At 63.3% G+C, this 20,138-nt stretch carries 23 protein-coding genes; 10 read left to right on the top strand and 13 right to left on the bottom strand.

Annotation, left to right across the window (positions count from 1 at the left end):
• Positions 1 to 107: 107 nt before the first annotated feature.
• The 5 genes from dapD (at position 108) to ACQK2M_RS23320 (ending at position 3,961) form a co-directional block, all read left to right on the top strand.
• Complete coding sequence (gene dapD / locus ACQK2M_RS23300) at positions 108 to 962, top strand: 2,3,4,5-tetrahydropyridine-2,6-dicarboxylate N-succinyltransferase (RefSeq protein ID WP_223476645.1); 855 nt, start codon at positions 108 to 110, stop codon at positions 960 to 962.
• A 4-nt stretch (positions 963 to 966) separates the two neighbouring features.
• Positions 967 to 1,350 (top strand): DUF805 domain-containing protein, encoded by a 384-nt coding sequence (locus ACQK2M_RS23305; RefSeq protein WP_425419777.1) that lies wholly within the window; start codon positions 967 to 969, stop codon positions 1,348 to 1,350.
• 39 nt (positions 1,351 to 1,389) lie between these two features.
• Positions 1,390 to 2,100, top strand: a complete 711-nt coding sequence (locus ACQK2M_RS23310) for a hypothetical protein (RefSeq protein ID WP_425419778.1) — start codon at positions 1,390 to 1,392, stop codon at positions 2,098 to 2,100.
• A 71-nt stretch (positions 2,101 to 2,171) separates the two neighbouring features.
• Positions 2,172 to 3,368, top strand: coding sequence for a succinyl-diaminopimelate desuccinylase (gene dapE, locus ACQK2M_RS23315; protein ID WP_425419779.1), 1,197 nt, complete (start codon positions 2,172 to 2,174; stop codon positions 3,366 to 3,368).
• Positions 3,365 to 3,961: a hypothetical protein gene (locus ACQK2M_RS23320; protein WP_425419780.1), complete on the top strand. Its 597-nt coding sequence runs from the start codon at positions 3,365 to 3,367 to the stop codon at positions 3,959 to 3,961. Before dapE ends, ACQK2M_RS23320 begins: the two co-directional genes overlap by 4 nt.
• Here ACQK2M_RS23320 and truA read toward each other — a convergent pair.
• Together truA and fmt are read right to left on the bottom strand one after the other, a co-directional pair.
• Positions 3,903 to 4,712 carry a tRNA pseudouridine(38-40) synthase TruA gene (truA, locus tag ACQK2M_RS23325; protein WP_425419781.1) on the bottom strand — a complete coding sequence of 270 codons (810 nt, stop codon included), beginning with the start codon at positions 4,710 to 4,712 and terminating at the stop codon, positions 3,903 to 3,905. The two genes, ACQK2M_RS23320 and truA, sit on opposite strands and share 59 nt — an antisense overlap.
• Before the next feature lie 70 nt (positions 4,713 to 4,782).
• Entirely contained in the window at positions 4,783 to 5,712 is a 930-nt protein-coding gene (fmt, locus tag ACQK2M_RS23330) for a methionyl-tRNA formyltransferase (protein WP_425419782.1), read from the bottom strand.
• Between the two features lie 150 nt (positions 5,713 to 5,862).
• On the opposite strand from fmt, the gene ACQK2M_RS23335 reads away from it, so the two are divergent.
• Positions 5,863 to 6,105: a hypothetical protein gene (locus ACQK2M_RS23335; protein WP_425419783.1), complete on the top strand. Its 243-nt coding sequence runs from the start codon at positions 5,863 to 5,865 to the stop codon at positions 6,103 to 6,105.
• A 6-nt stretch (positions 6,106 to 6,111) separates the two neighbouring features.
• On the opposite strand, the gene def is transcribed toward ACQK2M_RS23335, so the two are convergent.
• Positions 6,112 to 6,636, bottom strand: coding sequence for a peptide deformylase (gene def / locus ACQK2M_RS23340; protein ID WP_425420122.1), 525 nt, complete (start codon positions 6,634 to 6,636; stop codon positions 6,112 to 6,114).
• A gap of 96 nt (positions 6,637 to 6,732) precedes the next feature.
• On the opposite strand from def, the gene ACQK2M_RS23345 reads away from it, so the two are divergent.
• Positions 6,733 to 7,983: a DNA recombination protein RmuC gene (locus tag ACQK2M_RS23345; protein WP_425419784.1), complete on the top strand. Its 1,251-nt coding sequence runs from the start codon at positions 6,733 to 6,735 to the stop codon at positions 7,981 to 7,983.
• On the opposite strand, the gene ACQK2M_RS23350 is transcribed toward ACQK2M_RS23345, so the two are convergent.
• The 4 genes from ACQK2M_RS23350 to ACQK2M_RS23365 all read right to left on the bottom strand — a co-directional run bounded on the left by ACQK2M_RS23350 (position 7,955) and on the right by ACQK2M_RS23365 (position 12,032).
• Positions 7,955 to 8,704 carry a phosphate/phosphite/phosphonate ABC transporter substrate-binding protein gene (locus tag ACQK2M_RS23350; protein ID WP_425419785.1) on the bottom strand — a complete coding sequence of 250 codons (750 nt, stop codon included), beginning with the start codon at positions 8,702 to 8,704 and terminating at the stop codon, positions 7,955 to 7,957. The two genes, ACQK2M_RS23345 and ACQK2M_RS23350, sit on opposite strands and share 29 nt — an antisense overlap.
• Before the next feature lie 100 nt (positions 8,705 to 8,804).
• Positions 8,805 to 9,827 (bottom strand): polysaccharide pyruvyl transferase family protein, encoded by a 1,023-nt coding sequence (locus tag ACQK2M_RS23355; RefSeq protein ID WP_425419786.1) that lies wholly within the window; start codon positions 9,825 to 9,827, stop codon positions 8,805 to 8,807.
• A 262-nt stretch (positions 9,828 to 10,089) separates the two neighbouring features.
• Complete coding sequence (locus ACQK2M_RS23360) at positions 10,090 to 10,887, bottom strand: glycosyltransferase family 25 protein (protein ID WP_425419787.1); 798 nt, start codon at positions 10,885 to 10,887, stop codon at positions 10,090 to 10,092.
• A gap of 140 nt (positions 10,888 to 11,027) precedes the next feature.
• Positions 11,028 to 12,032, bottom strand: a complete 1,005-nt coding sequence (locus ACQK2M_RS23365) for a fatty acid desaturase (protein WP_425419788.1) — start codon at positions 12,030 to 12,032, stop codon at positions 11,028 to 11,030.
• A gap of 134 nt (positions 12,033 to 12,166) precedes the next feature.
• On the opposite strand from ACQK2M_RS23365, the gene ACQK2M_RS23370 reads away from it, so the two are divergent.
• Complete coding sequence (locus tag ACQK2M_RS23370) at positions 12,167 to 13,018, top strand: helix-turn-helix domain-containing protein (protein ID WP_425419789.1); 852 nt, start codon at positions 12,167 to 12,169, stop codon at positions 13,016 to 13,018.
• Positions 13,019 to 13,115: 97 nt separating this feature from the next.
• Here the strand turns inward: ACQK2M_RS23370 and ACQK2M_RS23375 are convergent, their stop codons facing one another.
• From ACQK2M_RS23375 to recR, 3 genes are all read right to left on the bottom strand, one after another.
• The gene (locus ACQK2M_RS23375) at positions 13,116 to 14,336 is read right to left on the bottom strand and encodes a lytic murein transglycosylase (RefSeq protein WP_425419790.1); all 1,221 of its coding nucleotides are present in this window, start codon (positions 14,334 to 14,336) and stop codon (positions 13,116 to 13,118) included.
• An 8-nt stretch (positions 14,337 to 14,344) separates the two neighbouring features.
• Entirely contained in the window at positions 14,345 to 14,575 is a 231-nt protein-coding gene (locus ACQK2M_RS23380) for a CopG family ribbon-helix-helix protein (RefSeq protein ID WP_425419791.1), read from the bottom strand.
• 85 nt (positions 14,576 to 14,660) lie between these two features.
• Entirely contained in the window at positions 14,661 to 15,269 is a 609-nt protein-coding gene (gene recR, locus ACQK2M_RS23385) for a recombination mediator RecR (RefSeq protein WP_425419792.1), read from the bottom strand.
• 91 nt (positions 15,270 to 15,360) lie between these two features.
• On the opposite strand from recR, the gene ACQK2M_RS23390 reads away from it, so the two are divergent.
• Both ACQK2M_RS23390 and ACQK2M_RS23395 read left to right on the top strand, forming a co-directional pair.
• Positions 15,361 to 15,867: a GNAT family N-acetyltransferase gene (locus ACQK2M_RS23390; RefSeq protein WP_425419793.1), complete on the top strand. Its 507-nt coding sequence runs from the start codon at positions 15,361 to 15,363 to the stop codon at positions 15,865 to 15,867.
• Between the two features lie 74 nt (positions 15,868 to 15,941).
• The gene (locus ACQK2M_RS23395; protein WP_425419794.1) at positions 15,942 to 16,865 is read left to right on the top strand and encodes a DMT family transporter; all 924 of its coding nucleotides are present in this window, start codon (positions 15,942 to 15,944) and stop codon (positions 16,863 to 16,865) included.
• 67 nt (positions 16,866 to 16,932) lie between these two features.
• Here the strand turns inward: ACQK2M_RS23395 and ACQK2M_RS23400 are convergent, their stop codons facing one another.
• The 3 genes from ACQK2M_RS23400 to ACQK2M_RS23410 form a co-directional block, all read right to left on the bottom strand.
• Positions 16,933 to 17,643, bottom strand: a complete 711-nt coding sequence (locus ACQK2M_RS23400) for a hypothetical protein (protein WP_425419795.1) — start codon at positions 17,641 to 17,643, stop codon at positions 16,933 to 16,935.
• A 195-nt stretch (positions 17,644 to 17,838) separates the two neighbouring features.
• Positions 17,839 to 18,162 (bottom strand): YbaB/EbfC family nucleoid-associated protein, encoded by a 324-nt coding sequence (locus ACQK2M_RS23405; RefSeq protein WP_425419796.1) that lies wholly within the window; start codon positions 18,160 to 18,162, stop codon positions 17,839 to 17,841.
• An 11-nt stretch (positions 18,163 to 18,173) separates the two neighbouring features.
• Positions 18,174 to 20,027: a DNA polymerase III subunit gamma/tau gene (locus ACQK2M_RS23410; RefSeq protein ID WP_425419797.1), complete on the bottom strand. Its 1,854-nt coding sequence runs from the start codon at positions 20,025 to 20,027 to the stop codon at positions 18,174 to 18,176.
• Positions 20,028 to 20,138: the final 111 nt, after the last annotated feature.

A 20,138-nucleotide genomic window follows, 5' to 3' on the forward strand; every position in this document is an offset into this window, starting at 1 on the left:
CATGGGGACGCCGCAGCCTGCATTGACCATCCCGGCTGCATTCGCGTAGGAACCCGGCAACATGCCGGGCATCCCGCGCATACTACCTGCCGATAAGGAAACAATTCATGACCGCCCATGATATCGCGACGCTGGAATCCATCATCGAAGCCGCATTCGACAATCGCGATACGGTGACAACCGATACGCGCGGCGAAATCCGCGACGCGGTCGAGGAATCGCTCAACCTTCTCGACAGCGGCAACGCCCGCGTTGCGGAGCGCGGCGCCGACGGTAACTGGACGGTCAACCAGTGGCTGAAGAAGGCCGTGCTTTTGTCGTTCCGGCTCAACCCGATGACCGTCATTTCCGGCGGCCCGGGCGATTCCGGCTGGTGGGACAAGGTGCCGTCCAAGTTCGACGGATGGGGTAGCCAGGACTTCGAGAAAGCGGGCTTCCGCAGCGTGCCGAACTGCATCGTGCGCCGCTCGGCCTATGTCGCCAAGGGCGTCGTGCTGATGCCGTCCTTCGTCAATCTGGGCGCCTATGTCGATGAGGGAACGATGGTCGATACCTGGGCGACGGTCGGATCCTGCGCGCAGATCGGCAAGAACGTCCACCTGTCCGGCGGCGTCGGGATCGGCGGCGTGCTGGAGCCGATGCAGGCAGGCCCGACCATCATTGAGGACAATTGCTTCATCGGCGCGCGCTCGGAAGTCGTCGAAGGCTGCATCGTGCGCGAGGGATCGGTGCTCGGCATGGGTGTCTTCATCGGCAAGTCGACCAAGATCGTGAACCGGGCGACCGGCGAGATTTCCTATGGCGAGGTTCCGCCCTACTCCGTCGTCGTCGCCGGCACGATGCCGGGCAAGAATTTCCCGAATGGCGAACCGGGTCCGAGCCTCTATTGCGCCGTGATCGTCAAGACGGTGGACGAGAAGACCCGCTCGAAGACCGGCATCAACGAACTTCTGCGGGACTGACCCGATGCCCGGGACGCCCGATCATCCGGTCACCGTCTCGTGGGTTCTGTTCGGCTTCAAGGGCCGGATCGGGCGCAAGAGCTTCTGGCTCGCGGCGCTGCTGATGATCCTCGTCCAGGCGGTGGTCATCGCGCAGGTCGTATCCATTCCCGAGGACAGCCCCGCCTTCATCCTGTGGGGCTTCGTCATCCTCGGCATATGGATCGCATCGGCCTGGGCGGCCTTCGCGCTCGCGGTCAAGCGGCTGCACGATATCGGCCTGCCCGGCCTTCTCGCCGTCGCGCTCCTCGTTCCGGCAATCTCGATCATTGCCTTCCTGCTGCTGGCGTTCCTGCCGGGCAGCGCGGAAACCAATGAACACGGTCCGCCGCCCTTTGCGCGGCGGTGATCACGATCCGTTAAAGCAAAACGCGTATCATGGGCTGCCATGCCCTATCGCACGCTCGACAAGGACCGTATCACCGCGACCGCCACTCTTCTCGAGCGGCGCATCGGCGAGCGTTTTCCGGATGCGGGCCTGCGCAAGGTCGCCAGCGAGATCGTCGCGCTTTCCGGCGATATCGGACGCCAGACGGCCGAATTGGAAAAACCGATCCTGTGGCTGCGCGTCCTGACGGTCCTCGCGATCGCCGCTGCGGCCGCGATCTTCGCGCTTGTCGGCACCGTGCTGTCCTTCGACCGGATATCGACCGGCGCCTTCGATTTCGTTCAGGGCATCGAGGCATCGCTGAACACGCTGGTCTTCGCAGGCGTCGGCTTCTGGACGCTGGTCACGCTGGAGGAACGCTTCAAGCGCAAGCGGGCGCTGGACGGGCTGCATGCGCTGCGCTCGGTGATCCACATCATCGACATGCACCAGCTGACCAAGGACCCCGCCATCCTGTTGCACGGCTTCACGCCGACCAAAAGCTCGCCGCAACGTGTCCTGACCCGACCGCAGCTGACGCGCTATCTCGACTATTGTTCGGAAATGCTGTCGATCACCGGCAAGCTGGCGGCGCTCTACGCGCAGGCGCTCAATGACGACGTGGTCGTCAACGCAGTCAACGATATCGAGACCCTCGGCACCAACCTGTCGCGCAAGATCTGGCAGAAGATCATGCTGATCGGCGAGGAAACGGCGCGCGACGCCGCCTGATCCGGCCTGAACCGGGTTTTGCCGCGCCTCGATTGACGCTACCGCCGGGCGCCGATACAGCATCAGCCATGATGTCCCAAGCCACCGATCCCGTCGCCAATCTGCAGACGCTGATACGCTGCCCCTCCGTCACGCCACAGGAAGGCGGCGCGCTGCACGCGCTCGCCTCCATGCTCGCCCCTATGGGGTTCGAGGTGGAGCGGATGACCTTCACGGAACACGGCACGCCGGATATCGAAAACCTCTATGCGCGGATCGGCGACGGCGGGCCCCACCTGATGTTTGCCGGGCACACGGATGTCGTGCCTGTCGGCAACGAAGATGCGTGGACGCACGCGCCTTTCGGGGCGGATATCGTCGATGGGGTCATGTATGGGCGCGGCGCCGTCGACATGAAGGGCGGCATCGCCTGTTTCGTCGCCGCGGTCGCGCGCCACATCGAGAAGCATGGCGCGCCGGCGGGCTCCCTCTCCTTCCTGATCACGGGCGACGAGGAAGGCCCGGCGATCAACGGCACCGCCAAGCTGCTGCAATGGGCCGCCGACAAGGGCGAGCGCTGGGACGCGTGCATTCTTGGCGAACCGACTAATCCGGATACGCTCGGCGACATGGCCAAGATCGGCCGGCGCGGCTCACTGACCGGCGTCGTGACCGTGATCGGCACGCAGGGCCACGTCGCCTATCCGCATCTCGCCGACAATCCGTTGCGCGGCATGACACAGATCGCCGCCGCGCTGTTCGATCCGCCGCTCGATGCGGGCTCCGACGATTTCCAGCCCTCCAACCTGGAAATTACCACCATCGACACCGGCAACACCGCGACGAATGTCATCCCCGCCCGCGCGAGCGCCGCCTTCAACATCAGGTTCAGCGATCACTGGACGGTGGACAGCCTCAAGGCGGAGATCGAACGCCGTATCCACGCGGCCGCCGAAGCGCATGGGCTGCGGCCGGATCGCGCGTCGCCGATCCGCTTCGAACTGGAATGGAAATCGCCGCCCAGCGCCGTTTTCCTGACCCGCGACGACACCCTGGTTTCGGTCGTACGCAGTTCCATCGAGGCGGTCACCGGCAGGGAGCTGGAGCTTTCGACCTCCGGCGGAACGTCGGATGCGCGCTATATCAAGGATTATTGTCCGGTCGTCGAATTCGGCCTCGTCGGCAAGACCATGCACATGGTCGATGAATGCGTCGATGTCGCCGATCTGGAAACGCTGACGACCATCTACGAACGCATCATCGGGGACTGGTTCGCGAGCCGGACATGAACTTCTTCGACTACGCCTTTCACCATGTCGGCTGCATCGCAAGGCTGCTGCGCGGCGACGTGTCGGCTCTCGAAGACATGGACATTTCGGCGGACGGGTTCTGGCGCTCCTTCGAGGCCCTGCCCGCGGCGCTGCCCGCGCTGTTTTTCTCTTGGGTGGTCGAAGCGCGAAGCCTTCAGGCGGCGGGGAACCTCGGTTCCACGGGCTCGATCATCGCCCGCATGGCCATGTTGGAGATCGTCTTCTGGGTCCTGCCGATCATCGCCTTCATCTTCGTGCTGAGGGCGCTCGGCCTGTCGGCGCGCTACACATATCTGATCGTGTCGCGGAACTGGCTGTCGGCGCTCGCGGCCTATTTCTTCGTCGCGATCCCCTTGACCGACATGGCGACCGGCGAGCCGGGCAGCAGCCTTTCCGCGTGGATGACGCTTGCGGCAATCGGCTTGATGCTTTGGTTTTCGGTGCGTGTCACCCGCGTCGCGCTGAATGTCTCGCCGATGACCGCCGTCGCCTTCGTCGGCATCGAAACGGTGATTACCTACCCGCTCGCCGTTTCCGCCTATGTGGCGGCGGGGTTGTATCCAGCTTCGTGAACGCGACGTCGTAATCGACCTTGGCGAGGTAGAGCCCACACGGCGGCGCCAGTGCGCCGCATCGCTGATGATCTCTCGACTCCAGCGCGGCCTGCACGTCGTCGCGCGTCCAGCGCCCCTCGCCGACCAGCTTCAGCGTACCGACAATGGACCGAACCTGATTGTGCAGGAAACTGCGCGCGGACAGCCGCACTTCGACGATCTCGCCGAGACGCGAAAATTCGATCACGTCGAGCGTCTTGACGGGCGATTTCGCCTGGCACTGCACGGCGCGGAACGTGGTGAAATCATGCGTGCCGATCAGGACCGACGATGCGTCCTGCATGGCGTCGATATCGAGCGGACGCCTGACCCACCAGGCGCGATGACGCTCCAGCGGCGCGGGTGAATGCCGATTGACGATCCGGTAGAGATAGTGCCGGCCTTTCGCCGAGAACCGGGCATGGAAATCCTCGTCCATTATCTCGACATCGAGGATCGAGATGCTTTCGTCAGCCACGACGAGATGCGCGTTGATCGCCTCCAGGACGCGGAAAGGGGCCCAGTCGCGCGAAAGATCCACATGGCATATCTGCCCGAGCGCGTGCACGCCGGTATCGGTGCGCCCGGCGACAAACAGCGTCACGTCCTCGCCGGTAAACTTCTTCACCGCCTTTTCGATGGCTTCCTGCACGGCGTAGCCATTGGTCTGGCGCTGGAAGCCGACATAGGGCGTACCGTCATATTCGACGGTCAGGCGATAGCGGGGCATGCGGTTTCCCGGGTTCGATCAGCCATCGGCTCTTAAAGACCGATTCCGGCGGCGTCCAGTTCGTCCGGGCTCAGAAGACTGCCGTCACCGGCGCGCCGCGCAGGAAGTCGGCCGCGCCGAGCGGCTTGCCGCCGGCCTTCTGCAGGGTGACGAGATCGACCGCGCCGTCACCGCAGGCCACCGAGAACACGCCGTCGCCGCATGTCACCTCGCCCGGCGCGCCATGGACACCGGACGCCATGCGGCTGCGCAGGATCTTGACCCGCTCGCGCTTGCCGCCGATCTCCATCTCGCACCATGCCCCCGGAAAAGGCGACAGGCCGCGAATGTGGTTGTGCACCTGCGATGCCGGGCGGGACCAGTCGATCCGGCATTCGGCCTTGTCGATCTTCGAGGCATAGACCACGCCCTCGTCGGGTTGCGGCGTCAGTGTCAGGCTTCCACGTTCGAGCGCCGCCATGGCGCGCACCATCAGGTCCGCGCCGAGCTGCGACAGGGCGTCGTGCAACTCGCCCGCCGTCATGTCCGCGCCGATCGGCATGCGATCCTCCAGCGCGATGTCGCCGGTATCGAGGCCGATATCCATCTTCATGATCATCATGCCCGTCTCGGTATCGCCGGCCATGATGGCGCGCTGGATCGGCGCGGCGCCGCGCCAGCGCGGCAGCAGCGAGGCATGGCCGTTGTAGCAGCCCAGCCGCGGCGCCTCGAGGATCGTTTCCGGCAGCAGCAGGCCATAGGCGACCACCACGGCGGCATCGGCATCGAGCGCGCGAAAGGCGTCCTGTTCCTCCGGCGACTTCAGGCTTTTCGGCGTATGCACGGGGATCGCCAATGCCTCGGCCTGGCGATGCACGGGCGACTTCGTCAGTTCGAGCCCGCGCCGGCCGGCGGGACGCGGCGGCTGCGTGTAGCAGGCGACGACTTTGTGACCATGCGCGGCGAGCGCCGTCAGCGTCGGGACGGAAAATTCCGGTGTCCCCATGAATATCAGCCGCACGGTCACTTCTCCCCTGGATTCGCTGCGTCGTGTAAAATTCCAGCTTTCGCACAAAGGCGATCTTAAGCGGAATTGCAAATACGCGATTAACCCGAATGCTTCACAACACACAGATACAAAATGGCGCGCCCCGGTTCTGAAAATCGCGCCGTGAAGCAGATCGAACTGAACAGGAAATCGGCCCGCAAAGTGCAAGCGGATCACATCAAAAACGCCCGATCGACGCGCCAGGGGCAAGGGAAACGCCAGGGCAAGCGCCCGCCGCTCGGCGAACGCATCATCGTCTGGCTTTCCTATTGCACGATGGTTTTCGCCGCGATCGTCATGCACACGCCCGACGCCGCTGCGGCAGCCCTGCGCCATATCGGCGATCTCGCCGCGCAGATCATGTAAGGCAGCCTAAAGCCGCGTCGAACCGCGCTGCTTCGCCAGTTTGGTGAATTTCTTGACCACCATATCGCGCTTGAGCTTGGAGATGTGGTCGATGAACAAAACACCGTTCAGGTGATCGATCTCGTGCTGCACGCAGGTTGCGAGCATGCCATCGGCGGAAAGGGTCTGTTCCTTGCCATCGCGGTCCAGATATTTGACGGTCACGGCAGCCGGCCGCTCGACCTCGGCATAATAGTCCGGGATCGACAGGCAGCCTTCCTCATAGGTCGATACGTCGTCACCGGTCGCGACGATCTGCGGATTGACGAGCACGAAGGGCTGCTTCTCCTCGTCTTCCTTCGCGACATCCATGACCAGCATGCGAAGCGGTTCACCGACCTGGACGGCCGCGAGCCCGATGCCCGGCGCGTCATACATGGTTTCGAGCATGTCATCGGCGAGACGGCGCAGATCATCATCCACGCGCTCGACGGTTTTCGACGGCTGACGCAGGATCGGATCGGGAAGGAGAACGAGCGGTTTGATCGACATAGTGGCGGACAGGTAAGCAATGGCGATGAAACCGTCAATCTCCTCTGGCCGCTTCACCGTTCTGACACGGGCGCGCGAATCGCATAAATTCGCTTCATGAACACATCCTTTGATTTCTCGCAGCCCTTCCTGACGCTTGGCGGCCGTGTTTTCAGCTTCGGTGAAGCACTGGCGGCGGCCACTGCGGCGATCGTGCTGTTGCTGGTCGTGGCGCTCGTGCTGAGCTACCGCAACGCCCGGCGCCGCGCCGACATGGAAGAGGAGAACCGCCGCCGCGCGGCGGAGGCGGATGCGCGCATGGCCGAAATCCTGAAGGCCCAGTCGGAAATGCACGGGCGCATGGCGTCGATGTCGGAAATCTTCGGATCGCGACAATCGGAACTGAATCAGGCCATCCACCAGCGCTTCGACTCCATGACGAGCCGGATCGGCCAATCGATGACCGAACAGCAGAAGTCGACGCATGAGAACCTCTCCAAGCTGCAAGAACGCCTCGCCGTGATCGACACGGCGCAGTCGAACATCCAGAAGCTCGCGACAGATGTCGTGCAGTTGCAGTCGATCCTGTCGAACAAGCAGACGCGCGGCGCGTTCGGACAGGGCCGGATGGAAACGATCATCGCCGACGGCCTGCCGATGGACGCCTATTCCTTCCAGGCGACCCTTTCGAACGGCAACCGGCCCGACTGCATCGTCCGCATGCCCAACGACGCGCCGGATCTCGTCATCGATGCGAAATTCCCGCTGGAAGCCTGGAACGCGATTCGTGACGCAAAGGACGCGGGACAGGCTACGGAGGCGGCCAAGCAGTTCCGCCGCGACATGGAGGTCCACATCAAGGCGATCTCGGACAAGTACCTGATCGCCGGCGAAACGCAGGACACGGCCTTCATGTTCGTGCCGTCCGAATCGATCTTCGCCGATATCCACGAGCACCACGAGGCGATCATCCAGCGCGCGCACCGCGCCCGCATCGTCATCGTGTCGCCATCGCTGCTGATGCTGTCGATCCAGGTCATCCAGGCGCTGCTCAAGGATGCGCGGATGCGCGAACAGGCGCATCTGATCCAGACCGAGGTGTTGCGGCTGATGGAGGACGTGACCCGGCTCGACGACCGGGTGCGCAAACTGCAGACCCATTTCGGACAGGCATCGAAGGACATCGACGACATCCTCGTTTCGTCGAGCAAGGTGACCAAGCGCGGCCAGAAGATCGAGGCGCTGGAGTTCGAAAACGAACGCCCCGTACCCGCGAAGACCGAACCGGACGAGGAAACCGAGGCGAAATCCGCCGACAGCCGGACCGGCCAGCTCAGGCTCAGGGTCGTCGATCCGGAAGAGGACTGATCGCGAAGGGATCGTCGAGGATAACCGCATCCATCGCACTCAATACCGCGCGGCGGATGCGCGATAGCGCCTCGTCATCGACACCGCCCGAGGTGATCAGCGGCAGGCCCGGACGCGACGCCGTCCAGCCGGCGACGACGAGGTCTCTTGCCGCCGGTTCGTGGTTCAGCGCGATCGCCCAGCTCACGCAATCGATCGCCGCGAAATCTGCCTCCCCCGACGCGACGGCGCGGATCGACGCCCTGTGCGACCCGGTCCACAGCACGTCGCCATCGCCGGGTTCGCCGAGGTCGGACGCGGCCATGTCGCCCGCCAGCGCGACAAAGCCCGACAGCGATTCCGGCATGTTCGCGGCAAAGCGCCCCGCGACGGTCTCCGGCGCAATCAGCGCATCGTGCGTTGCGGGCGGCGAAACCCCGTTTCCGGTTCCGCGCCTGACGACCGCGCTGCGATACCGTCCCGGCGTACAGCCCGGCGCGTGATGCACGGGCGTCGCGACATAGCGAACCTTGCCTTCAAGCACGGTCACCAGCGGATAGGTGCAGGTCTCGCCGATGAGCAGGCCGGGCGATAGCCACAGCGCCATCGGATCATCGGCGCGAGACAGATCGTTGGGAGCTTTGAAGCCTTCCGCGCGCAACGCATCGCGCAGCGCCAACCACCGCGCATCGGTTTCGGCCCGGCGCTCCGGCCAGTCATACATAGGGAGAGTGGCAATCATTTCGCCGTCTTAGGCGGAAAGGCGACGTCTTGGAACCCGGCCTCATTCGACAATGCGGTGCGGCTCAAGAACATGTGCGTCCATCGCGCTAGTCTGGCTTCTAGTCGCTTTTCCCGTCGCCCCGGATACCCAGATACCGGATTCGGTCACGCATGCCCTGTCGAGGCTTCAGGTCTGCCCGCAAAGCCGGATCGGAAACCGCTTCTAGAGCGCGTTCGAAATCGCCTTCGAAACCTTCCCAGAATTGCCGCGCGCGATTGGCACAGGCCGCGGCCCGTTCGCGTGCTTCCTGCTTGAGGCATCTCTCGAGAGCACGATCCAGGTCTTCCTCGGTCACTTCCGACACGTCGAACACCTCGGGCCAACCGATCACCGCGGCCTGGCGGGAGACTTTGTCGCCTCCCTTAATGGCATCTATCGCAACAACAGGCACAGAGTTCTTTAGAGCCAGGACAAGGCCATGAAGTCTCGTCGTCAGCAATGCATCAAAACGGGAAATTGCCGACTCGAATTGCGATGGGTTGAAGAAGCCATTGCCGACAGCCTGATCCCGCTCCGCCGCGAGATGTGTGTCGACAAGGATTGCGGCCACGCCCGACCGTTGCGCCAGGCGCTCAATGTGAGCTTTCGCTTCCGTGTGACGCTGCCTGTCGCCATATTCTTTTTGGGTCGGGGCAAGGCAAATGCCGACCACCGGAACACGAGGCTCGCTTTGGGCAAAACTCATATCGGGGCGTACCGACCGGTCGCTGTCTCGTTCGATGAGCACCTCGAACGGGTTGAAGTCTGTCGTGTCGGCCACCATCGTGAGGTTCACGCCGACGAAAACGCAGTGTTGAAAGCGTTTGAGATAGTGCCACCGCTTCTCCATTATCTTCCTCGTGAGCGGGCCACAGACAAAGAAGACATGGGAGTAGTCTTGTGGGTCGACGCGCGAAGCATGCACCCAATGTTCGAACATCGAAGTTCTCTTTTCCGATAGGGGAGAAACGTCGAAAGGAACGCCCAGATCGGAAAGGCGTCGTTCTACCTCGTGCAATACCTCCACATCGCCAACGGTGCTGAATGCACCCATCAGCAGTGCGCGCTTGATAACCCGCGGCGATATGTTGCTTCGGCTCATTCAGTGACCTGAAAATGGAATTTCCGATTGTTTCGCGAGTGCGATCGGATCGGCGGCGTGGACGGTGTTTGGCGATGAGGAATACTATCTCTCAACAGCCTCGGGTGTTCAAGGTTTTGCACTGTGCTTGTCCCTGATCAGAGCCGCTTCCTCGTGGCGCCGATACCGCGTTCCGATTTGATCCCGATCTCCCGGGCGGCTGCTGCACAGGACCGGAAAGAGCGGTTTGCGGACTCTCGCCACGACAAACAGGCTGCCAATTTCATTGAAACGGAACGATTTTGGCCTTTTGAGAGGGAACAATGCCACGCAGGATTCGCGCGAACTTTATGAACGGACGCACGATCTCACGCCGCAATTTTGACAATCCGACGCGGCGCCTGCGCAGCCTTTCCTCGCGAAGGGTGCTGTCCAGCATCTCCGATGACGGCTTCCGGTTCAGATTCTGATCCTGGATGCACACGGCAGGGTCGACCTGATAGATCGTCAGGGCGTGAAAACTCTCGCATTCGGGATTGAACATGAACCAATCGACGGTGACCGAGAACGTCTGACTCATGTCGAGCAATTTTCGCGCTGCCTCGCGCGAGACAACATAGCCTGCCGTGCCGTTGTGCAGCCCGTAGAGCCGTCGAACGTGGCGCCCGCCGATCGTCACTTCAGGCTTGCTATCCAGAATGGTACGCTTCGCGTTTGTCTCCAGCTTCACCACGTCGGCATCCGCAGGAATCCAGTCGGGCGATGCCATTACTTCTTCGCATGCGCCGATATAGATATCGTCCTCAAGAATTACCGCGTGGGTGTCGCTCCCCTTCAAAACCATTTCCCAGCATTTTCTGTGACTGAGAAAACAGGCGACCTCCCCCAACCCCAGCGATTGACGCTTTTTCGAGGTGGGTATCCGGCCCGCCCCCATCCAGCGCTCTCGCTCTTCTTCCGATAGCGTTCTCCCGTCCACCGCCGAAACACGAACGGGTTCCAGATCTTGTTCAGCCAAAATGGAGGTCATGCGCTCCATTCTGTCCGGCGTGCGATCCAAGTTTATTACTAGTATCTTCATAAGCAGCTCCAACTGACCGGCGCGTAGCACGCGTCAGTTGTATTGAGAAGCGGATTTCGTGCGACAAAGTATTGCTTTTGCAACTCGATCATCGACACTTTGCGATCGTGACGTTTCCGACGTGCCGTCGGCATCCACCGTCAGTCGCGATCGGCCTTGGCGGGCACGGCACTGTTGCAGCCGATCTGCGGGCCAGTGGGCGCGCCGATCGGGTGGAAGCTTCCGCTGGGCATCGAAGCCGCTTGCACGCCGGTGCGCAGCGCCGGGTGAACGACAGGCTCCTTGGCGCAGAACGCGAAGGCACGGAAAATCGCCCGGTAATCGGAAAAGACGTATCCTCCATTGCGCGTATGCCACGCTTCGCGCTCGGCGCGGTAGAGGCCCGGCAATTCGTACCAGGCCGCACGGGGGCGCTTGTGGTGGACGAGGTGGAGATTGTTGTTGAGGAAGATAAGGCCCAGGATCCCGCCCCGCTCCACGATCACGGTACGCCCGTCCGGATCGGCTTCCCATTGGTGTTCGCAGAAGGTGCGGATCGCGATGATCGACAGGCCCGGATAGGCGATTGCGAACATGTAGACCAGCGGGTGGATGCCCATCACCCCGATGACGAGAACCGCGAGAACCGCAAGGCCCGCAAGATGGCTCAGCCAGGCCCTGCGCACGCCGCGTTCACCACGCAGCAGCCGCCCTGGTTCCGTTGCGGCGAAACTGGCGATCATCAGGCCCGGGCCGATGACGAGACGGCCGGCAAGCGAATTGTTGAGCAAGAGCAGAAAACGGATGGGCGCCGCCAGACGTCCCCAATCCCCAGCCGCGCGATACCAGCTTTCCGGGTCGTCATAGGGGTCGGTCAGGCGCTCGTCATTATGGTGGGCGAGATGCATATGTCGGAAACGCCGATAGGGATAGAAGACACCGAGCGGCAGGGCGACCAGCAACTCGTTGACTGCGGCGCTGCGCGTCGGATGACCGTGAAGCGCCTCGTGCTGCAAGGAAGAATGGAGCGCCGTGGCCACCGCCATCAAACCGATCGCGGCGAGCGGATAGACCGGCCAGATCACCAGGCCACTGACAAACCACAGGCCATAGCAAGCCACCAGCATGGCCACGGTCGGCCATTCCAAGCGTTTCAAAAATCTCATGTTTTTCCCCTGTCGGGATCAACATGCCTCCTGACAAATGCAGGCGAAACGAGTCATTGGTGAAATTCTATTGATTTTGCTTCACATCTTTTGCATTTGTTTCCTGAATCCATCAGATTGACAACAAACACAACATGACACCTCCCACCGACAAGCGCGACGCGTCGCGCCTCTTTCGCGACCGGCTCAAGCAATTGCTCGCGCGCTCCGGCCTCAACCGTTCCGCCTTCGCGGCCGGCATCGGCGTCGACCGATCAGCGCTGTCGCAACTCCTCGCGGGCGAGGTCACGCGGCTTCCGCGCGCGGAGACGCTGATGCGCATCGCCGCGGTCCATGGCGTCAGCCTCGACTGGCTGCTCGGCCTTAGCCAGGCGGAGGACGTCACCGCGGCGATCAAGCGGTCGCTCGAACTGGAGGAAGCGCCGGACGACCGCGAGGAACCGCTGCTGGAAGCCTGGCACGCCGAGGCGGCGGGCACGAAGATCCGCTACGTGCCGACGACCCTGCCCGACCTGCTCAGGACGGAGGCGGTGATTTCCTACGAAAGCAGCGAGAACAAGCGCACGCTGTCCTCGCGCCTGGACGAGGCGCAGGAGCGCATCGCCTATACGCGCCGCCCGGAAACCGACATGGAAATCTGCATGCCGGTACAGCGGCTCTACGACCTGAAAGGAGGGACCGGACTGTGGACCGACCTTCCCGCGAAGGCGCGACGCGGGCAGCTGGAGCACATGGCGACGCTGGTCGAGGAGCTTTATCCCTCGCTGAGGCTCTATCTCTATGACGGTCAGAGCCACTTTTCCGCGCCCTACACGGTGTTCGGACCGTATCGCGTGTCGGTCTATGTCGGCGACATGTATCTCGTGTTGAACGCCAAGGATGCGGTCGCCACGATGACGCGGCATTTCGACAATCTGATCCGCGCCGCGACAGTGCAGGCGCACGAGGTGGCCGGCTGGCTGCGCGCGCTTGCGAGCGGGACCTAGGGCTTTTCAGGTCTGGATTGAAACATCTGCATCACAATGCGCGCTCGAGCCAAGGGCGAGAGGCAGCGCATCTTATTCTGTTGCAACCTGAAACGCTCTAACGGATCGCTGAAATCAGCGCGTTGGAGGGCCAGCAGGTCGGCGTCCGGCCGTTCTTTCCCTGCCAGTCGCCGATCGACCGTCGGGTCTTGAAACCCGGCAGGCCGTCGGCGCCGCCGACATCGTAGCCTTTGCCTTCGAGAACGCGCTGCATCTTCGCGATATCGGACCGGAGCATGGAATCGGTACGGTCCCACCCGGCGGAGAATCGGCTGTCGCCCCACTGGATACGGTCGCCGGCATGGCCGACGAACAGCGCGTAGAGATCGCTCTCGTTATACTCCTTGATCACGTAGAAATTCGGCGTCGCGATGAAGGCCGGGCCCTGGCGGCCGGCCGGCATCAGGAGAAAACCCTCGGCGCGCGCCTCGTGCTCCGGAAACGGCTTGCCGGAAACGCGCCGGATGCCCAGCTTCGCCCAGTCGGAGATGCGTTTGCCGCGGTCCGGACCTTCGAGCGCGCAGGAGATCGAAGCCGGCACGGTGACCTCGAAGCCCCAATCGCGCCCCGGCACCCAGCCCGACGCTTTCAGATAGGCGGCGATGGAGGCCAGCGTGTCCGGCACCGAGTTCCAGATGTCGGGATGGCCATTGCCGTCGAAGTCGACCGCATATTGCAGATAGGACGAGGGCAGGAATTGCGGCTGGCCCATCGCGCCGGCCCATGAGGAGCGCATCGCGGAGGGTGAGGCGTGGCCCAGTTGCACGATCACCAGCGCATTGATCAGCTCGCGCCGGAACAGTTCCGGGCGGGTGGACATGAACGCCTTGGTGCCCAGCACCTGGAAGGCGTCATGCGGGATATCGACGCGTCCGAAACCGGATTCGCGTCCCCAGATCGCCAGGAGGATGCGCGCCGGCACGCCGTAAGTCTTCTCGATCGAGGCGAGCGTTGAGGCATGTTTGCGCGCGAGACTGCGGCCTGTCGCGGTGATGTAGCCGATATTGCGCTCGTTGAAATACTTCGCCGGCGCGGAGAACTCCGCCTGTCGCATCCGGCGCGGCGGCTCCTTGGAGCCGGGTTTCACGAGGCCGGGAATATCGGTGTTCAGGCGTTTCGCGCCCATCGCGCCGTCGAAGGCCTTGCGCGAAATGCCGGCCAGCTTCGCCTGCGGCCAGATCGTCCCTTCCAGGAAGGCTTCGTATTGCGCCTGCAGCGATTGCGCGGCGGCGGGCGCGGTGAAAAGCAGCGCGATGAAAAGAGCGACGAAACGGAGCATGAGGTCCTTCAGCCGTCGTTGGCGGAATTGAGGTCTTCCGGCTTGACGCCCGCAACCGCGTCCGGGTCGCGCATGTGACCCTGCGCCTGCAGCCATTCGCGCACGATCTGCCGGATCGCCTCGTCGCGGGATCGCGTCTCGACCTGTGCCGCGACAAACGCGTCCAGCCCGTTCAACACATCGCGCGGCAGCACGGTGCACACTTGTTCGGTTTCGGCGGAATGGTCGCTTGAAGACATTGATTTTTCCTCTGGCCTGACGAGAACTTATGCAATGCAATTGTGGCAGGCAATGCGATTTCCCCGGCGGAAGCGGGGTCGGGCCTCAGAAATTCGTGCGCGAGCGAAGCGCCGCCGACAAAGTGCCCTCGTCGAGATAGTCGAGTTCGCCGCCAACCGGTACGCCATGGGCGAGCCGTGTCACCTTGACCTCGAAACCGGAGAGCTGGTCGGTGATATAGTGGGCGGTCGTCTGGCCCTCGACCGTGGCGTTGACCGCGAGGATCAACTCGCTCACACCGCCCTCGGCGATACGATCGACCAGTTTCTTGATGTTGAGATCGTCCGGGCCAATCCCGTCGAGCGGCGACAGCGTGCCGCCGAGGACATGATATTTCGCGTTCATCGCACCGGCGCGCTCCAGCGCCCAGAGGTCCGAGACATCCTCGACGACAATCAGCGTCGTGTCATCGCGACGCGGGTCGGTGCAGATCGAGCAGGGATCGACCGTGTCGACATTGCCGCAGACCGAGCATTCCGTGACCTTGTCGACCGCCTCGGCAAGCGCTGCAGCCAGCGGCCCCATCAACTGGTCTTTCTTCTTGATCATGTGCAGCGCGGCGCGGCGCGCCGAGCGGGGCCCAAGCCCCGGCACCTTCGCCAGAAGCTGGATCAGTTTCTCGATTTCGGGACCGGCGATTCGCTTGGTGGACATGTACCCGGATTTAGCCCAGCGACGCGGAATTTGATAGCAGGCATGAAAACGCATATGGCTGCGTCCGACGTTTCTGCGGTGAAGATTTACGATGACCCAATCTCCCCTGCTGCTGCGCACGGCGCGGCCGGACGATCTGGAACGGCTGTCAGCCCTGATCGCCCGCTCATACGCCACGCTCTACGCCGACTGGTACGGCCCGAAGGTGCTGGCTGAGGCGCTTCCGCTTATCAGCGTCGCCAATCCGCGCTTGCTCGAAAGCGGCACCTATTTTGTCGTCGAGGAAAATGACGAGGTAATCGGTTGCGGCGGCTGGAGCACGACCGCTCCGGGCAACCGCCCGGGCATTCCCGGCACCGGCCACATCCGGCATGTCGCCGTTCATCCCGATCATTTGCGCAAGGGCGTCGCAAGCCTGATCCTGCGCCAAGTCTTCGAAACGGCGCGGTCGGCCGGGCTGCAACGTTTCGAGTGCCTGTCGAGCCTTCAGGCAGAGGCCTTCTATTCCAAACTCGGTTTCCGCAAGACCGGCCTCGTCGATATCCCGTTCGGCGACGTGACCTTTGCGAGCGTCGATATGGAACGCCCGCTCGACTAGGCGATGCCGCAAGAATCGGGTGGCGAACGAACCCGGTCGGAGGCAGGGTCCGCCTCGTCCTACCGGAGCCAGCCATGCCACCCGTTCGCACATCCATGACCCCCGTCGAATGGGGAATGCTCATCGCCCTGTCCTTGCTGTGGGGCGGATCGTTCTTCTTCAATGGCGTCGCGGTAAAGGAACTGCCGCCGCTGACCATCGTCTTCGCGCGCGTCGCCTTGGCGGCGGCCACGCTGCATGTCGTGCTCGCCGCGACCGGACGGCGGTTGCCAGGCGGCCGGGAGGTTTGGCTCGCCTTTGCCGGGATGGGTATCCTCAACAACGCGATCCCGTTCACGCTGATTGTCTGGGGCCAGGGCCAGATCGCGTCCGGCGTCGCCTCGATCCTCAACGCCACGACACCGCTCTTTACCGTGCTGGTTGCGCATGGCTTCACCGCCGAGGAAAAACTGACGCCGCTGCGCGGCGCGGGCGTCATCGCCGGATTTGCCGGCGTGGCGGCGATGCTGGCCGGGCCAGACCTGTCGGTTGGCGGCGCGCCGGTCGCGGCCTATGTCGCCTGTCTCGGCGCGGCGCTTTCCTATGGTTGCGCCGGGGTGTTCGGCCGCCGGTTCCGCGTTCTCGGTGTTTCGCCGCTCAGCGTGGCGACAGGGCAATTGACCATGTCGAGCCTGACGATCCTGCCGCTGATGCTGTTGGCCGACAGGCCATGGACCCTTGGGCTGCCGGGCACGGATACGCTGCTCGCGCTGATCGGTCTCGCGACCGTCTCCACCGCGTTGGCCTATATCCTGTTTTTCCGGATTCTCGCCGGGGCCGGCGCGACAAACATCTCGCTCGTCACCTTCCTGATCCCGCCAAGCGCAATCCTGCTCGGTATATTGTTCCTCGGCGAAACGCTCGAACCGCGCCACATCGCCGGCATGGCGCTGATCGGCCTCGGGCTGGCACTGGTCGATGGCAGGCTGGTCCGGCGATGGAGACGCGCCAACGCCTGAACCGTCAAGAAAAAGCCCCGGCCAAACAAAGGACCGGGGCTTTTTCATTCATTATCAAGCGAAAGGGTCACGCCCGCTTGAATCGCTCCCGCAGGAACGGCGGGACGACGCCGTGGATGACGGTGCCCTCATCGCGGTGTTCGCCGCCTGTCGTCGCGGCAAACCATGCCCCGGCGGCGGCCAGCGCGGCACCGGCCGCTGATGCGAAGTTGAAGACCACGCCGGCGGTTGCGGCATTGCTCAACATTTCGGCAGTCGGTTCGGATGCGACCGCATTGGCATCGGCAGCCACGCCAAGACCGGCGAGCGCCGTCATGACCGAGACCGCGAGCATCGCGAAGATACCCGAGACGGCCCAGACAGCGAGACCGTGCGCACCGTCGCGGAACTCAACTTCGTCCTCGGTCGCGTCGTAAGCGCGCATGCGCATCCGGCCGGCGAGATAGCCGCCCGCAGACGCGCTCGCCAAAGCGACGAGAACGACCCAAAGCCCGGCCACCATCACGTTCCAGGAGGCACCGCCGCCTTCCAGCGTCGCGCTCTCGGCCGCTGACAGACCGATTCCGGCGCCGAATTGGGTCAGCAGCAGGCTGATCGCGAGCGCGACCGCCGCGCCCCCGAAGACCGAGCCCCATTCAAGGTAGGACGATGGAGCAGTCGTTGCCGGCGTGGCGCCGACAACCGCAGCCTCCACGTCGGCCTTGGCCGGACGCGCGGCACGGGGCTTCGCCGATGCGGTTGTTTTGCTTGTCGTTTTACTGGCAGGTTTCTCGGCCATGGAGTTCACCGCAGGCCAAGAAGCGACAGGATGAACATGACGACCACGACGAGGCCGACGAGATAGATAATACCATTCATTTGATTTCTCCCGATCCTTCTGGATGCGTATCCAACGGGAGAGCACAGCATAAGGTTCCGCTTCTGCTGCAAGACGGCCAACAAAGAGGTCTCGCAGCTGGCCGGTGAAGCCGGTTTAGAACGGCAGCTTCATCCCCGGCGGGATCGGCAGGCCGGCGGTCATTTCCTGTGTCTTTTCAGCGACCATCGCCTCGATCTTCGCCTTGGCGTCGTTATGGGCGGCAAGGATCAGATCCTCCAGGATTTCGACATCGTCTTCCTTGAACATGGACGGGTCGATCTTGAGCGCCTGCATGGCGCCCTTGCCGGTCAGCGTGACGGTGACCATACCGCCGCCGGCCGTGCCGTCGCATGTCATGGTCTCCATTTCGGCCTGCATGGCCTGCATCTTTTCCTGCATTTCCTTGGCCTTGCTCATCAGGCCCATGATGTCGCGCATGAGTATAGCTCCTACAAATCGTCGGCTTCGTCGGGATCCAGCGGAATCTCCAGATCGTCAGCGGCTTCTTCCAGCATATCGGCGTCGCCGGCGGTCTCGGCAAGGCGCACGTCGGTGATTTTCGCGCCGGGAAAGGCGGCAAGGATCGCCGCGACCTCCGGATCGCGGCTGGCATCGGCAACGGCGGACTCGCGGCGCTCGGTCTCGATTTCGTCCAGGGTCTCACCGCCCGGCTCGCGCGAAAGCGACACGATCCAGCGAACGCCCGTCCAGTCCTGCAGCCGTTTCGACAAGTCGCCCAGCAGGGTGCGCGGCGCATCCTCCGTCAGGCTGACGGACAGCTTGCCGGGCTCGATGGAGACCGGGCGCATGCATTTGCGGATATTGACCTTCATCAGCGGGTCGCGTTGCCGGTCGGCAAGGTCCGCGAGGTCCTGCATGGAATAGACGGGCACCGACGGTTTCGCCGGCTCTGGCTCGGGCGGCGGTGCTTCCTGGCGAACGGGTTCCGGCTCGGACGACACCAGTCGCATCGCCTGCGCTCCGCCGCCACCCGCGCTCGCAGTCGGCGCGGGCGAAGGGTTTTCGGCAGATGCCGGCACAGCGGCCTGGGAGACCGCGCTCGCGCCATTTCCATTGCCGGAGGGCGCGGCGGAACCGGATGAAAGCGCCGGGCGTGTCGGCTCGCCCGAGGGCGCGTCGTCCATCGCCTTCAGCGCTTCGTCCAGTGTCGGCAGCGTGGCGGCGTGGGCGAGACGGATCAGCACCATTTCGGCGGCTGCGACCGGGCGCGAGGAGAGTTCCGCCTCGGGGATACCCTTCAGCAGCATCTGCCAGGCGCGCGACAACACCTTGACCGGCAACTGCTTTGCAAAAGCGATACCGCGGGTCTTCTCGTCGGGCGTCAGGGACGGGTCGTTGCCGACCGCCTCGGGCACGAAACGCAACCGCGTCACGAGATGGGTGAAATCGGCGAGATCGGTGAGCACCACCGCCGGGTCGGCCCCGACATCGTACTGGGCGCGAAATTCATCGAGGGCGGCGGCAATTCGGCCAGCCATCAGGTGTTCGAACAGGTCGATCACGCGGGCGCGGTCGGCAAGACCCAGCATCGAGCGTACCGCCTCGGCATCGACCCTGCCGGAGCCATGGGCGATTGCCTGATCGAGGATCGACAGCGAATCGCGCACCGAGCCTTCGGCGGCGCGCGCGATCATGGCCAGCGCCTGTTCGTCGGCCTCCACCGATTCGAGGTCGGAAATCTTGCGCAGATGCGCCGCCAGTTCGGCGGTGTCGATGCGGCGCAGATCGAAGCGCTGGCAACGCGACAGGACCGTGATCGGCACCTTGCGAATCTCGGTCGTCGCGAAGATGAATTTTACATGCTCCGGTGGCTCCTCGAGCGTCTTCAGCAGGCCGTTGAAGGCCTGCGTGGAGAGCATATGGACTTCGTCGATGATGTAGACCTTGTAGCGCGCCGAGACAGGGCGGTAACGCACCTGCTCGATGATCTCGCGGATATCGTCGATGCCCGTATGGGAGGCGGCGTCCATCTCGATGACATCGACATGGCGGCCTTCCATGATCGCGGCGCAATGCTCTCCCATTTCGGGCAGATCGATGCGTGGTTCGTGGACGGTGTCGGTCTCGTAATTGAGCGCGCGGGCGAGAATGCGCGCGGTCGTCGTCTTGCCGACCCCGCGCACGCCCGTCAGCATCCAGGCCTGGGCGATGCGGTTGGCGGCAAACGCGTTTTTCAGCGTGCGCACCATCGGCTCCTGACCGATCAGGTCGGAGAAATCGCGCGGGCGATACTTGCGCGCGAGAACGCGATAAGGGGTCTGCGATGCGGGGGTGTCGCTCATACGTCCTGTCTAAAGCGATTCAACGGGGAGCGAAAGCGTCAGATCGGCCCGGTCGACGTAGTCGCGGTATAAAGTCGTCGCGGTGCGAATTGTACCGGTCGCCTTTGATGC

Source organism: Oricola indica (assembly GCF_965227485.1).
GTDB lineage: Bacteria > Pseudomonadota > Alphaproteobacteria > Rhizobiales > Rhizobiaceae > Oricola > Oricola indica.

Coding starts and splice junctions, on each gene's coding strand:
- ACQK2M_RS23410 (WP_425419797.1), bottom strand. CDS start 20,027: ATGAGCGACACCCCCGCATCGCAGACCCCTTATCGCGTTCTCGCGCGC.
- ACQK2M_RS23400 (WP_425419795.1), bottom strand. CDS start 17,643: ATGGCCGAGAAACCTGCCAGTAAAACGACAAGCAAAACAACCGCATCG.
- def (WP_425420122.1), bottom strand. CDS start 6,636: ATGTCGATCAAACCGCTCGTTCTCCTTCCCGATCCGATCCTGCGTCAG.
- ACQK2M_RS23365 (WP_425419788.1), bottom strand. CDS start 12,032: ATGAGATTTTTGAAACGCTTGGAATGGCCGACCGTGGCCATGCTGGTG.
- recR (WP_425419792.1), bottom strand. CDS start 15,269: ATGTCCACCAAGCGAATCGCCGGTCCCGAAATCGAGAAACTGATCCAG.
- ACQK2M_RS23305 (WP_425419777.1), top strand. CDS start 967: ATGCCCGGGACGCCCGATCATCCGGTCACCGTCTCGTGGGTTCTGTTC.
- dapD (WP_223476645.1), top strand. CDS start 108: ATGACCGCCCATGATATCGCGACGCTGGAATCCATCATCGAAGCCGCA.
- ACQK2M_RS23345 (WP_425419784.1), top strand. CDS start 6,733: ATGAACACATCCTTTGATTTCTCGCAGCCCTTCCTGACGCTTGGCGGC.
- ACQK2M_RS23390 (WP_425419793.1), top strand. CDS start 15,361: ATGACCCAATCTCCCCTGCTGCTGCGCACGGCGCGGCCGGACGATCTG.
- ACQK2M_RS23375 (WP_425419790.1), bottom strand. CDS start 14,336: ATGCTCCGTTTCGTCGCTCTTTTCATCGCGCTGCTTTTCACCGCGCCC.
- ACQK2M_RS23355 (WP_425419786.1), bottom strand. CDS start 9,827: ATGAGCCGAAGCAACATATCGCCGCGGGTTATCAAGCGCGCACTGCTG.
- ACQK2M_RS23310 (WP_425419778.1), top strand. CDS start 1,390: ATGCCCTATCGCACGCTCGACAAGGACCGTATCACCGCGACCGCCACT.
- ACQK2M_RS23360 (WP_425419787.1), bottom strand. CDS start 10,887: ATGAAGATACTAGTAATAAACTTGGATCGCACGCCGGACAGAATGGAG.
- ACQK2M_RS23405 (WP_425419796.1), bottom strand. CDS start 18,162: ATGCGCGACATCATGGGCCTGATGAGCAAGGCCAAGGAAATGCAGGAA.
- truA (WP_425419781.1), bottom strand. CDS start 4,712: ATGCCCCGCTATCGCCTGACCGTCGAATATGACGGTACGCCCTATGTC.
- ACQK2M_RS23350 (WP_425419785.1), bottom strand. CDS start 8,704: ATGATTGCCACTCTCCCTATGTATGACTGGCCGGAGCGCCGGGCCGAA.
- ACQK2M_RS23320 (WP_425419780.1), top strand. CDS start 3,365: ATGAACTTCTTCGACTACGCCTTTCACCATGTCGGCTGCATCGCAAGG.
- dapE (WP_425419779.1), top strand. CDS start 2,172: ATGTCCCAAGCCACCGATCCCGTCGCCAATCTGCAGACGCTGATACGC.
- ACQK2M_RS23395 (WP_425419794.1), top strand. CDS start 15,942: ATGCCACCCGTTCGCACATCCATGACCCCCGTCGAATGGGGAATGCTC.
- ACQK2M_RS23380 (WP_425419791.1), bottom strand. CDS start 14,575: ATGTCTTCAAGCGACCATTCCGCCGAAACCGAACAAGTGTGCACCGTG.
- ACQK2M_RS23370 (WP_425419789.1), top strand. CDS start 12,167: ATGACACCTCCCACCGACAAGCGCGACGCGTCGCGCCTCTTTCGCGAC.